Source organism: Streptomyces sp. NPDC001750, from assembly GCF_042892615.1.
Classification (GTDB): Bacteria; Actinomycetota; Actinomycetes; order Streptomycetales; family Streptomycetaceae; genus Streptomyces.
In genome coordinates, this window is the sequence record NZ_JBIAUE010000031.1 from 1 (window position 1) to 12,605 (window position 12,605).

Annotated in this window: 12 protein-coding genes; 11 read left to right on the forward strand and 1 reads right to left on the reverse strand. The window is 70.2% G+C overall.

Annotated elements, in window-relative coordinates; translation table 11 throughout:
* The first annotated feature begins 811 nt into the window (after positions 1 to 811).
* The 11 genes from ACFYY6_RS32245 (at position 812) to ACFYY6_RS32295 (ending at position 11,455) form a co-directional block, all read left to right on the forward strand.
* A complete protein-coding gene (locus ACFYY6_RS32245) occupies positions 812 to 2,557 on the forward strand; it encodes an ABC transporter substrate-binding protein (RefSeq protein WP_386610859.1) in 1,746 nt (581 codons plus the stop codon).
* A gap of 10 nt (positions 2,558 to 2,567) precedes the next feature.
* On the forward strand, positions 2,568 to 3,518 hold the full coding sequence (locus ACFYY6_RS32250; protein ID WP_351525726.1) for an ABC transporter permease: 951 nt from the start codon (positions 2,568 to 2,570) through the stop codon (positions 3,516 to 3,518).
* A complete protein-coding gene (locus ACFYY6_RS32255; RefSeq protein ID WP_351525727.1) occupies positions 3,515 to 4,501 on the forward strand; it encodes an ABC transporter permease in 987 nt (328 codons plus the stop codon). Before ACFYY6_RS32250 ends, ACFYY6_RS32255 begins: the two co-directional genes overlap by 4 nt.
* Complete coding sequence (locus tag ACFYY6_RS32260; protein ID WP_351525728.1) at positions 4,501 to 5,505, forward strand: ABC transporter ATP-binding protein; 1,005 nt, start codon at positions 4,501 to 4,503, stop codon at positions 5,503 to 5,505. Before ACFYY6_RS32255 ends, ACFYY6_RS32260 begins: the two co-directional genes overlap by 1 nt.
* Positions 5,502 to 6,521, forward strand: a complete 1,020-nt coding sequence (locus tag ACFYY6_RS32265; protein ID WP_351633320.1) for an oligopeptide/dipeptide ABC transporter ATP-binding protein — start codon at positions 5,502 to 5,504, stop codon at positions 6,519 to 6,521. The genes ACFYY6_RS32260 and ACFYY6_RS32265 overlap by 4 nt, the downstream gene beginning before the upstream one ends.
* 492 nt (positions 6,522 to 7,013) lie before the next feature.
* A complete protein-coding gene (locus ACFYY6_RS32270) occupies positions 7,014 to 7,547 on the forward strand; it encodes a sigma-70 family RNA polymerase sigma factor (protein ID WP_351524843.1) in 534 nt (177 codons plus the stop codon).
* Positions 7,544 to 8,206, forward strand: coding sequence for a zf-HC2 domain-containing protein (locus tag ACFYY6_RS32275; RefSeq protein ID WP_389196939.1), 663 nt, complete (start codon positions 7,544 to 7,546; stop codon positions 8,204 to 8,206). Before ACFYY6_RS32270 ends, ACFYY6_RS32275 begins: the two co-directional genes overlap by 4 nt.
* A gap of 254 nt (positions 8,207 to 8,460) precedes the next feature.
* On the forward strand, positions 8,461 to 9,144 hold the full coding sequence (locus tag ACFYY6_RS32280) for a hypothetical protein (RefSeq protein ID WP_351524845.1): 684 nt from the start codon (positions 8,461 to 8,463) through the stop codon (positions 9,142 to 9,144).
* Positions 9,144 to 9,821 (forward strand): class F sortase, encoded by a 678-nt coding sequence (locus ACFYY6_RS32285; RefSeq protein ID WP_386609591.1) that lies wholly within the window; start codon positions 9,144 to 9,146, stop codon positions 9,819 to 9,821. Before ACFYY6_RS32280 ends, ACFYY6_RS32285 begins: the two co-directional genes overlap by 1 nt.
* Before the next feature lie 158 nt (positions 9,822 to 9,979).
* Positions 9,980 to 10,717: a hypothetical protein gene (locus ACFYY6_RS32290; protein ID WP_386609592.1), complete on the forward strand. Its 738-nt coding sequence runs from the start codon at positions 9,980 to 9,982 to the stop codon at positions 10,715 to 10,717.
* A 294-nt stretch (positions 10,718 to 11,011) separates the two neighbouring features.
* A complete protein-coding gene (locus ACFYY6_RS32295; RefSeq protein WP_389196942.1) occupies positions 11,012 to 11,455 on the forward strand; it encodes a hypothetical protein in 444 nt (147 codons plus the stop codon).
* A 430-nt stretch (positions 11,456 to 11,885) separates the two neighbouring features.
* On the opposite strand, the gene ACFYY6_RS32300 is transcribed toward ACFYY6_RS32295, so the two are convergent.
* Positions 11,886 to 12,212, reverse strand: coding sequence for a hypothetical protein (locus tag ACFYY6_RS32300; protein WP_351524849.1), 327 nt, complete (start codon positions 12,210 to 12,212; stop codon positions 11,886 to 11,888).
* Positions 12,213 to 12,605: the final 393 nt, after the last annotated feature.

A 12,605-nucleotide genomic window follows, 5' to 3' on the forward strand; every position in this document is an offset into this window, starting at 1 on the left:
GCCAACTCCCCACCCATCACACCTGGTCAACGACACACCGATCAAACGGACACGCCACCGACGAAAGAACCTGACCAAGCACTACTAGTGCCGCGACCGAAAGGTTCACCGGCTCGCGAGGCCGGCACGGCTCCTCGCCGCGTTGTCGCATCACCCGAGTACGTCCCGTACGAGGGCGATCCTCCGCCTTGCGATGCACCGCACCGGACGCCGCGAGCCACCCGGCAAACCTTCCCGGTCACAGCACTAGTGCCGCGAAAGTCCCGTCCGGCCCGCGGGCGAACGACGCCACTTCCGAAGCACGCTCTGGGCCGCCGTCGAGGACGCGTTCGCGATGGGCCAGTCCGCCGGGGCCGGGCTCCACCATCAGCGGCGGCGCATCCACCGACGCCAACTGGTCGCACAGCAACCTGCTCGGCCGGCCCCTACCCGCCGAGTACGCGTATCCCGGCGCGTTCGGTGTCAGGACCGGTACGGGTGCCGCCGTCGGCAAGTGCCTCGTCTTCGCCGTGACCCGGGGCGGCAGGACCATCATCGGGGTCCTGCTCAATGTCGAGGAGCGCCACGTGGACTCCATGGCGCTGTCGGACCGGGCGCTCGGCCCGACAGCCGACTCCAAGGCCGCGCTCCAGCGCGGCAACACCGAGCGATCCCGGACGTCCTGGACTGACGGACCCCGGTCAACCACCCCTGATCCGAGCCGATTTGGACACGGCTGGATAACGGTGGTGCGCACCTCTTGTGCAGTGCAATTTCACATTACTATGTTACCGGTCACATCCTAGAGCGCTGCCCTTCACTGGAGTGACCCATGACCAAGCGCACCCAACTCGCCCTCGCCACCGCCCTGGTGGCGACACTCGCATTCGGCGCCTCGGGCTGCTCCGACCCCAAGAAGGGCTCTGCGGGCAACGACGCAGGCGCCAACCCCGCCGCCGCCAACGACGGCAAGATCCTCGGCGGGACCCCGGTGAAGGGCGGGACCCTCACCGTCCTGTCCAACCAGGACTTCTCCCACCTCGACCCCGCCCGCAACTGGGTCATGCCGACCATGGACTTCGGCATCCGCCTCCTCTACCGCACGCTCGTCACCTTCAAGGCCGAGCCCGGCAAGCGCGGCAGCGAACTCGTCCCGGACCTCGCCACCGACCTCGGCACCCCCTCCGACGGTGGCCGGACCTGGACCTTCACCCTCAAGGAGGGCGTGAAGTACGAGGACGGCTCACCGATCAAGGCCCAGGACATCAAGTACAACGTCGAGCGTTCCTTCGCCCCCGACCTCACCGGCGGCCCCGACTACGCCGCCCAGTACCTGGCCGGCGCCGAGGGCTACAAGGGCCCCCTCAAGGGGCAGCACCTCGACTCGGTCAAGACCCCCGACGACCGCACGATCGTCTTCGAACTCAAGCGGCCCGTCGCCGAGTTCTCCGCCACCGCCACCCTGTCGACCTTCGCGCCCGTGCCCGCCTCCCAGGAGAAGGGCACCCAGTACGACGCCCGCCCCTTCTCCTCCGGCCCGTACAAGATCGAGAAGTACGACCGCGACAAGAAGCTCGTGCTCGTCCGCAACGAGCACTGGGACCCGAAGACCGACACCGTCCGCAAGGCCTACCCCGACAAGTTCGTCGTCGTCATGGGCCTCAAGGGCGGCCAGATCGACGACCGCATCATCGCCGGTGAGGGCGCCGACGCCTCCGCCGTCCAGTACTCCGACATGCGGCCCGAGAGCGCCCCCAAGGTGCTGCCCAAGCCCGACGTCAAGGCGCGCATGCTCGCCGAGTCCCAGGGCTGCACCGAGATGCTCCACCTCAACAACTCCCGCGCCCCCTTCGACGACCCCAAGGTCCGCGAGGCCATGCAGTACGCCGTCGACAAGGAGGCCGTGGTCACCGCGGGCGGCGGACCGGCCCTCAACGAGGTGGCCACCGCCTACCTGCCCCCGGCCCTCTCCGGCGGCAAGCAGGCCGACACCCTGAAGATCGCCCCCTCCGGCGACCCGGCCAAGGCCAAGGAACTGCTCAAGGCCGCCGGCAAGGAGACCCTCAAGGTCTCCCTCGCCGTCTCCACCGGCGACAAGGGCAAGGCCGAAGCCATCCAGCAGGGTCTGGCCCGCGCCGGCGTCGAGGTCGTCGTCGACACCATCGACCCGGGCGCCTACTACGACGTCATCGGCGACCTCTCCACGACCCCCGACATGACGCTCACCGGCTGGTGCCCCGACTACCCCTCCGGCTCCACCTGGATCCCCTTCGTCTTCGACGGACGCACCATCAGGGAGAAGGGCAACCAGGGCAACAACGCCCAGTTCCGCGACGAGGCGACCATGAAGCGGATCGACGAGATCAACGCCATGGCCGACGCCCGGCAGGCCAACCAGGCCTGGATCGACCTCGACGCGGAGATCATGAAGAAGTCCCCGTCCATCCCGGTCCTGCTGAAGCGCAAGCCGCTGCTCGTCGGCGCCAACATCGCGGGCGCCTACGGCCACCCCGTCTGGACCGGCACGATCGACTACGCCACCGTCGGCCTCAAGGACCCGTCCAAGAGCAAGGGCTGACGGGCCCGCCATGACCGCCACCGCATCCGCCCCCGCGGCCCGCGAGGCGAAGGAGGCCCTGCCGGGCAGCAGCCCCTGGCAGCTCGCCCGGCGGGAGCTCCGCCGCCGCCCCGCCGTCCGCATCAGCCTCTGCGTCGTCCTCCTCTTCGTCCTGATGGCCGCCACTGCCCCCTGGCTGGGCGCGCTCGGCGGCTGGTCCCCCGAGGAGTTCGACAAGTCCGCCGTCGACCCCTACCTCGGCGGCCAGCCCCTCGGCTCCTTCGGCGGGATCAGCCCCGAGCACTGGCTCGGCGTCGAACCCGTCACCGGCCGCGACCTGTTCGCCCGCGTGGTCCACGGCGCCCAGATCTCCCTCCTCATCGCCTTCGCCGCCACCGCCATCGTGGTCGTCGCCGGAACCGCCGCCGGGATCGCCGCCGGCTACTTCGGCGGTCGCACCGACGCCGTCCTGTCCCGGCTGATGGACCTGACCATGTCCTTCCCGTCCCTCATCTTCATGATCGCGATGCTGTCCGTCGCCAAGGACGTCAACCGCATCCTCCTCATGACCACCGTGATCGGCGTCTTCGGCTGGCCCGGCGTCGCACGCGTCGTCCGTGGCCAGACCCTCTCCCTCAAACACCGCGAGTACGTGGACGCCGCCCGAGTCGGCGGCGCCGGCTCCTGGCGGATCCTGACGCGCGACATCCTCCCCGGCGTCTCGGGCCCCGTCATCGCCTACACCACCCTGCTCATCCCCGGGATGATCAGCACCGAGGCCGCCCTCAGCTACCTCGGCGTGGGTGTGCGCCCGCCCACCCCCTCCTGGGGCCAGATGATCGCCGAGTCCGTCGCCTTCTACGAGACCGACCCCATGTACTTCGTCATCCCGAGCGTCTTCCTCTTCCTCGCCGTGCTCGCCTTCACCCTGCTCGGCGACGCCCTGCGCGACATCCTCGACCCGAGGGGCGGCCGCACGTGATCCTCTACCTCGCCCGCCGCCTGCTCGCCCTCGCCGGCGTGCTCCTCGCCATCGCCGCCGTCACCTTCCTCATCTTCTACGTCCTGCCCGCCGACCCGGCCGCGGCCGCCTGCGGCAAGACCTGCAGCGCCGAGCGCCTCGCCGACGTACGCGCCTACCTGGGCCTCGACCAGCCCCTGTGGCGGCAGTTCGCCGACTTCCTCACCGGCATCTTCACCGGCCGCACCCTCGGCACCGGCCAGTACGCCGTCGCCTGCGACTTCCCCTGCCTGGGCTATTCGTACGAGAACTCCCTGCCGGTGTGGGACCTGCTCATGGACCGGCTCCCGGTCTCCGCCTCCCTCGCCCTCGGCGCCGCCGCCCTCTGGCTGCTCCTCGGCCTCGGCGCCGGCGTCACCGCCGCCCTGCGCAAGGACACCGTCACCGACAAGGCCCTGATGGTCGGCGCCGTCGCCGCCGCCTCCCTGCCGGTCTACTTCACCTCCGTTCTGCTCATCTACGGGGTCATCCGCGTCGCCGGACTCCTGCCCTACCCCACCTACCAGGCATTCTCCGACGACCCGCTCGCCTGGGCGACCAACCTGCTGCTGCCCTGGACCGCCCTCGCCCTGCTCTACGCAGCCATGTACGCCCGCCAGAGCCGCGGCTCCATGATCGAGGCGATGGCCGAGCCGTACATCCGCACCGCCCGCGCCAAGGGCATGCCCGAGCGCACGGTCGTCGTCAAACACGGGCTGCGCTCCGGAATGACCCCGATCCTCACCATCTTCGGCATCGACCTCGGCGGGCTGCTGGCCGGAGCCGTCATCACCGAGTCCATCTTCGGGCTCCCCGGTATCGGCCGGCTCTTCTACGGGGCGCTGGTCAGCTCCGACCAGCCTGTCGTTCTCGGCGTCACCCTGCTCGCCGCCTTCTTCATCGTCGTCGCCAACCTCGTCGTCGACCTCCTGTACGCCGTCGTGGACCCGAGGGTGAGGTACTGATGGACGCTCCGCTCCTGGAGGTACGCGATCTGCGCGTCACCTTCACCACTCCGCGCGGCACCGTACGGGCCGTCGACTCGCTCGGCTTCACCGTCGAGGCCGGCCGCACCCTCGGCATCGTCGGAGAGTCCGGCTCCGGCAAGTCGGTCACCTCCCTCGCCGTCATGGGCCTGCACCGGTCCGGGGCCGAAGTCGCAGGCTCCGTAAGGCTGTCCGGCCGGGAGCTGACGGGCCTGTCCGAGCGGGAGCTCTCCCGGGTCCGCGGCCGCAGCATGGCCATGATCTTCCAGGACCCACTGTCCAGCCTGCACCCCTACTACACGGTCGGCGAGCAGATCGCCGAGCACTACCGGGTGCACTTCAAGGCACGCCGGGCCGCGGCCCGGCGGAGGGCGGTCGACATGCTCGGCGAGGTCGGCATCCCCGAACCCGCCCGCCGGGCCGGGGAGTACCCGCACCAGTTCTCCGGTGGCATGCGCCAGCGCGCGATGATCGCCATGGCCCTGGCCTGCGAACCCGAGCTGCTCATCGCCGACGAACCCACCACCGCGCTCGACGTCACCGTACAGGCCCAGATCCTGGAACTGATCGCCCGCCTCCAGCAGGAGCGCGGTCTCGGCGTTGTCATGATCACCCACGACCTGGGCGTCGTCGCCCGCGTCGCCCACGAGGTGCTGGTCATGTACGGCGGCCGAGCCGCCGAACAGGCCCCGGCCGACGCCCTGTTCGCCGACCCCGCCCACCCCTACACCCGGGGGCTGCTCGACTCGCTGCCCCGCCTCGACACCGCCGACGACGTGCCGCTGCCCTCCATTCCCGGCTCCCCGCCCTCCTTGCTCATCCCGGCGCCCGGCTGCGCGTTCGCACCCCGCTGCCCGCGCGCCGCCGGTCCCTGCGCCGACGTACGCCCCGAGCTCCTGGCCCACGGGGATACGAACGGGCCGGCGCGGACGGTGGCCTGCCACCACGCCGGCTCCCAGGCCGCTGAGGAGGCTTCCCGATGACCACCACCACCGCCACCACCGCCGCCGACGGGACGGACACCTCGGCCGCCGGACCCCTGTTGTCCGTACGGGATCTCACCATGACCTTCCCGGGGAGACGGACCGCGACCGGGCGCCGGGGGGCGCCCGTGCGCGCCGTCGACGGGGTCTCCTTCGACCTGGCGGCCGGGCAGACCCTCGGCCTCGTCGGGGAGTCCGGCTGCGGGAAGTCCACCACCGGCCGCATGCTCGTACGGCTCCTGGAGCCCACCTCGGGCCGGATCGCCTTCGACGGCCGGGAGATCAGCCGGATCTCGCAGCGGGCCCTGCGGCCGCTGCGCCGCGACATCCAGATGGTCTTCCAGGACCCGCACTCCTCCCTCAACCCCCGCCAGACCGTGGCCCGGATCATTGCCGACCCGCTGCTGGTACAGGGTCGGAGCGCTGCCGACGCCCGTCGGCGCGCGGCCGAGCTGATGGAGCTGGTCGGCCTGATCCCCGAGCACATCGACCGCTACCCGCACGAGTTCTCCGGCGGTCAGGCCCAGCGCATCGGCATCGCCCGGTCGCTGGCCACCGGCCCCCGGCTGATCGTGGCCGACGAGCCGGTGTCCGCCCTCGACGTCTCCGTCCAGGCCCAGATCGTGAACCTGATGGAACGGCTCCGCGCGGAACTCGGCCTCGCCTACGTGTTCATCGCGCACGACCTCTCGGTGGTCAAGCGGGTCAGCGACCGCGTCGCCGTCATGTACCTCGGCCGGATCGTCGAGATCGGAGACAAGAGGTCCCTCTACGAGAACCCCCAGCACCCCTACACACGAGCGCTGTTGTCCGCCGTGCCCCTGCCCGACCCGGCGGCGGAACGACGCAGGGAGCGGATCGTGCTGCTCGGCGACCCGCCGAGCCCGGCCGCCCCGCCGCCGGGCTGCACCTTCCACCCGCGCTGCCCCAAGGCGCGGGAGATCTGCCGCACCGAGCGGCCGTTGCTGCAGCTTGCCGCCTCGCGCGAGGTGGCGTGTCACTTCCCGGGTGACTGACGGGGATCACGGGAAGAGGCGGGGCTCCGGGGACGAAGGCGTCCCCGGAGCCCCGCCGTCGCCATCGCGGTCCCGGGCGCTGCAGCCCGAGTTCGCGGCCGGCGCCCTGGACTCGTCGAGGGTGACGGGCGTCTTGCCGTCCGGGTCGTCCAGTACCGGGACTGTGGTGAAGGTGATGTTCTCGGGGTCGACCGAGGCCGGCTCCACACCCGAGCAGCAGGCCCCGGAGCACCCGGAGCCCAGCGGCTACCTCGCCATGCCCACCTGACCGTCGAGTTTTCCGGTCAGGGGAAAATACGGGCTGGAACTCGAATGCCTTCCCAGTTCCGTGGCCCGGAGGGTCTCACCGGGCCTCATAGAAATCCGCCCCCGGTTGAACCAGCGCCCCGGGCTCGCCGTTCCAGGTGCTGAGCAAGGTAAATGCCGTGACCCGGGAGTCGACATGCACAGGAACCCAGCCCGCCAGCAGACACCAGCCGCTGCGGCAACCCGTTGACCGAGGCGATCCGCAGCCTCGACGGGCTCCAATTGGAGTTCGGCCCTGCGGTACGCGCGTACCTCAATTCCCGTTGGCGGGACAGGCACCAGGCCGAGGACATGTTCCAGGAGACCTTCCTGCGGGCTTGGCGCTCGGGCGTGCCCGCATCCGACGGTCCGTACACGCAAGCCCAGATCAGGTCCTGGCTGTTCACCATCGCGCGCAGCGTGCTCGTCGACCATCACCGGGCCGACAGCCGACGGCCCGCACTGACCCGAGGTCACGAGGAACTGGTCGCCCTCAGCGACGCGACGAGCCTGCCGGTCACGGAGGCCGACCGGCTCGCGGACATCTGGCTCGTGCGCGCGGCGCTCGACCGGCTCACCCCATCCCATCGAGAGGTAGTTGTGGAGCTTTACTACCACGGACGCACCGTGGCAGAGACCGCCGAACGTATCGGTATCCCTGAGGGGACGGTCAAGTCCCGTGCCTACTACGGCGCCCGTGCTCTGCGTGCCGCACTGCAGGACCAGGGGCTGGTGCCGTGAGCGCGTCCGACCCGGATGACCCGCGACTGCATCCGTCGTCCGAACACGCCGAGGTCAGCGGCTGGCTGGGGGCGTACGTACTCGGTGGTCTCAGCATCGGCGACCGAGCCCGTGTCGATGCCCACCTGCTGGCCTGTGACGAGTGCATCCGTGCCTGCGACGCGCTGCTCGACGTCCCGGACGCCCTGGCCGCAGGCGCCCCACCGGTGCCTCCACGCCGCGTCGGTACCATGCCGTCGTCGGCACGGCCGATGAGATGGCGGCTGGCCGCGGCCGGGGTCGCCCTGGCCGCCTGTGCCGCAGGGGTCGGCTTCGCTCTCGGCGCCGCCACGTCCGGTGGCGGCGCGCCGCCGCAGGCCGCCGCCGTACGCGATGTGCCCCTCGGCGGAGCCCCCGGCCAGGTCACCGGCACCGCCGAGCTGGCTTCCCGGCCCTGGGGCACCGAGGTACGCCTCACTCTGCGCGACCTTCCACCGCGCGAGCGCGTGACGCTCGTGGCCGAGAACCGCGACGGCCGCAAGGAAGTGGCGGCGGTCTGGGTAAGCCCCGAGAACGGCAAGGCCAGCGTCACCGGCGCCACGGGCATCAAAGCCCAGGACATCGTCCGCATCAGCATTCTCGACGCCCGGCAACAGGATCTGACGCGGTTTCACGCCTAAGGGCTGTCCCGTAATCCCTGACGGGCGCGCGACGACAGCCGCGGCACCTCGCCGCGTTGTCGGAACGCCCACATACGTCCCGTATGCGGGCGCCCCTCCGCCTTGCGATGCACCACATCTGACGCCGCGCGCCGATCCGCCACGGATTACGGGACAGCCCTTAGGGCCCGCTTCATCTTCCCTTTCCCGGCACGGCAGTTCGGCCAGTCCTGTCGGCCACCGCATCGCAGCACAACACCAACAGGAGTGACAGCATGACCAGCAAGCGCCTCGTGACCACGACGGCCGCCGCCTTCCTTCTCGTCGGCCTCGGCGCCCCCAGCGCGCTCGCACTCACCGGGTCCACCGTGACCGGCGAACTCAAACTGATCGACACTCCGTACGGCAAGGCGCTTGCCGACTCGGACGGCAACGCCCTCTACGTCTGGGAGAAGGACTCTGCGGGCGCCTCCGCCTGCGCCGACGACAAGTGCGTGACCGCTTGGCCTGCCGCACTCGCCGACGACAAGCAGGAGGCGGACGGCGCTGTGACCGGCAAGCTCGGCCACATCGACTCCGTGCAGGCCCCGACCAAGGGCAAGCAGCAGCTCACCGTCAACGACCAGCCGCTGTACTACTTCGCCAAGGACACGGTGGCCGGTGATGTCAAGGGGCACGGCCTCGCCCCGGGCGGTGCCGGGACCACCTGGTACCTCGTCGGCGCCGACGGCGAGCGTCTCGCCGTCAAGGCTTCCGCCGGAGGTGCGGGCTCCGACGCGGGCAAGGACAAGGGTGCCGGACAAACCGCCGACAAGCCCAAGGGTGGCGTCGACGCGGGTGCCGAGGGTGTCACGGACAACAACACCACTCTCATCGCCGTAGGCGGCGGCGTCGCCGCCCTTGGTGCCGCGGCCCTGGGCTACTCCGTCATCAGGCGGCGCCGCGGCTCCGCCGCCTGATGACCGGCAGGCACGCATGCCGCCGGGGCGTAGCGGGCTTGCGTCCGCGACGCCCCGGCGGCGCCGGGGCGGGGGCGGGCTCGCTTGCCCTCGGGGTTGGCATCGCCGTGTACGGTGGCCTGGGCGCCCCGGCCGACGACACGGGCGCGCACATCCCAGCGGCAGCCTCTCGGCAAGACACCTCTCCCTCGGCGACCACGCCCGCTGCCGTGCCTCCCCTGGCCCGGTCCGAGCCGATCCGGGTCCGCATGGCGGCCGCGGGCGTGGACACGGGGCCACTGTTGAGACTCGGGCTGCGGAGCGACGGGAGCGTGCAGGTGCCCTCTGTCGCCCAGGCGGACCGCATGGGCTGGTACGCCGGAGCAGTCACTCCGGGGGAGCGAGGGCCGGCCGTGCTCATCGGCCACTTCGACACCGTCAAGGGCCCCGCCGTGCTGCACGACATCTCCCGGATAAGCCCCGGGGACACGATCCTGGTCGACCGGGCGGACGGCACGCGAGCCGAGTTTGCCGTCCGGGAGCTGCAACAGGTCCCCAAGGACCAATTTCCCACCGGGCGGGTCTACGGCGATACCAGCACAGCCGCCCTGCGCGTCGTCACCTGCGGCGGCTCCCTCACCGACGGCCACAGGCCCGACAACATCATCGTCTACGCGGAGTTGACCCGAAGCATATGACTACCCAGCACGCACTGCCGTCCCGCACACGCATCGCCCGCCGTGCCTGCGTCACCGCACTGGCCTCCGCCACCCTGCTGGTCAGCGCATGCTCGTCGTCCCAAAGCTCTTCCGCGAAGGCCACAGCGAGTGCTGCCTCCGCCTCCACCGGTGCCCGCATGAGCCTCTTCGCGCAGACCGCAGACTCGTTGAACGTACCGCGCGGGGGGCGCCTCGCCGTCCCCGTGGCCTTCGGCTGGAAGGGCGAGCGCCCGGTAGCGGGGGCCGAGCTGAGGATGACCGTGGAGAACGGATTCACCTGGGCGGCCGTCGCCAGCAGGGGCACGCGCGTGAACCGGTCAACGGTGAGCATCACCTACGACGACCTGCCCAAGTCCGGTAGGACCAAGGCGCGTTTGCAGGCGCCCGACGGCGCGTGGGACGCCTCGAAGGCTGCGCTGAGCGTAGAGCTGGTCGAGAAGGGCGCGGCAGACGGTTCTGCCTCGGGCGACAGCGTCAGCTCGACCAAGGCCGTGGAAAAGGAAGCCGACGTGGACCTGTTCATGTTCCCACCGCCCCGCGCCTCGAAGCCGGATGCCGACGGAGTGGTCACGTACGACTTCGACTACGGCAATCAGGGCTCGCAGCCCGCCAAGGGGACGATCCGGCTCGAGCCCTTCCCGGGGTACTCGTTGCAGGGGCGGCCCAAGGAGTGCGCCATGCCGACCAAGGACGGAACCGTCACCTGCGATCTCGGTGACATCCCGGCGCAGGCCACCTTCACCTTCAAGGTCGAGGTTCCCGAGGAAGCCACCGGCATTCCGGAGGCCGTGCGGTACAGCATCCAGGCAGCCGGCTCGACCGACGCCGATCCTCTCAACAACGACGGCATACGGTTCGTCGAGATCAAACGCTGACCCAGTGACAGCATGGGGGACCGGCTCCTCTGCCGCGGCAGGCGAGGCGGTCCCGCACTGCTCGTGGACGATCTCCCGGACAGCGGCCGGACATTGGCTGCGGCGGGCCGAAGCGAGCTGACCTGAGCAGCCGGACACACCACGGGCCCCGGGGGCCAGCCGCGACGTCCCCGGGGCCCGGGACGCAGTACAGCCGGAGCCGCCCCCGTACTACGGGGGGATCGAGCTGTCCACGTCCATCAGCAGGAACGCAAGTGCGGTGACCCGGCCAACGCGTCGCGGCACACTGTTCGAGTGACCTTCCGATTGGTGCCCGGCACCGGGCTCGTCCTCCCTGCGAACGCAGGCGTCCTGCGATTCGGCATGACCGAGCATGCGGCGCAGTGGACGGCGTCAACCCTGGCAGACATCCGCGTCGGCGGGTGGATGTGCGGTGCGCACTGGACCTTCTTCTTCGTTCACCGCGGCGTCCTGGTCACGGCTTATGCCTGCACGGCTTGTGCCGAGCAGGCCATGGGGCACCTGATTGTCGAGCGGACCGAGCGGGTCCCGGACCGAGCCGCCGACGTTCCGGTCGCCTTCGGAGACCTCGACCTCTTCGGCTATCCAATCCATGAACTGACCGAGGTCCTCGCCCCGTCGGACCGCAAGCTCCTCCTGTCCGCAAACGTCAACCCTCGGAGCACGCACTACCTGTCCGCCGTACGCCTCGACGCATGCGAAGGCGACCACCGCTAGTGCCGTGACCGGCGAGGTTTGCCCGGAAGGAGCGTCGTCCGGTGCTTCCCCGAGCTCTCAGCCTTGTTCGAGCAGGGGAGACCCCATTGATCGCAAGGCGGCCGAAAGCCCTCGGATGGGGTCTTTCCTGCTCGAACGAAGTCGAGAGCTTGGGGATGGGCTACGTGGGCTCTCGGCCAACGCCGAAGGGGGTCCCCCTGGCCCTTAAGGTTTTGGGGGAGTGCGTGCCGGACGGTGCGACGGGGCAAACGTTGCCGGGAGCGGCACTTACGACCTCGCCCACGATTGTCAGCGGCATCGCAGCGTCCGGGACCTCCGCCTCCGGCGTTGTCGTCAGTCACCGACGCTCCGCGTCGACTCCCTCCTCCGCCTTGGATTCGAAAGCCCCAGACACCGCTCCTTCCCCCACTGCCAATCGTGGACGAGGTCGTTAGTCGATACGGTCCACCCAGACGCTCACGACGTACCCCGCCCCCCATGGGTTGGAGGCGACCGAAGTCTGGCCGACCGGCGCCCAGTTACCGAGGATGATGCGCTGCGGCAGTCTGGGGTCGAGCGGGTTGAGCACCGCGTGAATCCGGTGCTGACCGGTACCGCTGGTGCAGAGGCTGGAGAGGCTGCTCCCGGACGAGATGGTGCAGTCGCCGGGCGCTGCCTGGGCGGCGGGGGCCGTGGCCAGCATCATGCCCGCCGTGGCCGCAGCGACGGCCACGGCACCGGCGATACCGCGCTTCTTGGACAGGGACTTCGTGAACATGGAGACTCCTTCGTCCGATGACGATGCGTGATGGAAAGACGCGCATGTACGGGTGGAGCGTGGAGCGGAGCGATCCGGCTTCGACCGGCGGATTCCATGGGATGCCACGGACACCGCGTATGCCAAAGCGCGACAATGGATGAGAAAGCGAGTGATTACCTGCTTGATCGCGAGCCAAATCCTGCCCAGGTACGCGGTTCCTGGCAAGAGCTCGGCCAGATTTGGTACAGACCAATTGTCGGCGCGCAGGCTCAGGTGAGGCGGCGACCAGCAGGGCGAAGGCGGCGATGATGACGGCGACGCGGACGTAGTGGGGAGGGCCCCCGCGGTACAGCCAGGTGGTTCCGGGCGTGACATCCCCGGTCAGATAGCCGGCGATGGGCTCCCGCTGCG

Coding starts and splice junctions, on each gene's coding strand:
- ACFYY6_RS32280 (WP_351524845.1), top strand. CDS start 8,461: ATGACCAGCAAGCGCCTCGTGACCACGACGGCCGCCGCCTTCCTTCTC.
- ACFYY6_RS32250 (WP_351525726.1), top strand. CDS start 2,568: ATGACCGCCACCGCATCCGCCCCCGCGGCCCGCGAGGCGAAGGAGGCC.
- ACFYY6_RS32260 (WP_351525728.1), top strand. CDS start 4,501: ATGGACGCTCCGCTCCTGGAGGTACGCGATCTGCGCGTCACCTTCACC.
- ACFYY6_RS32290 (WP_386609592.1), top strand. CDS start 9,980: ATGAGCCTCTTCGCGCAGACCGCAGACTCGTTGAACGTACCGCGCGGG.
- ACFYY6_RS32265 (WP_351633320.1), top strand. CDS start 5,502: ATGACCACCACCACCGCCACCACCGCCGCCGACGGGACGGACACCTCG.
- ACFYY6_RS32285 (WP_386609591.1), top strand. CDS start 9,144: ATGACCGGCAGGCACGCATGCCGCCGGGGCGTAGCGGGCTTGCGTCCG.
- ACFYY6_RS32300 (WP_351524849.1), bottom strand. CDS start 12,212: ATGTTCACGAAGTCCCTGTCCAAGAAGCGCGGTATCGCCGGTGCCGTG.
- ACFYY6_RS32245 (WP_386610859.1), top strand. CDS start 812: ATGACCAAGCGCACCCAACTCGCCCTCGCCACCGCCCTGGTGGCGACA.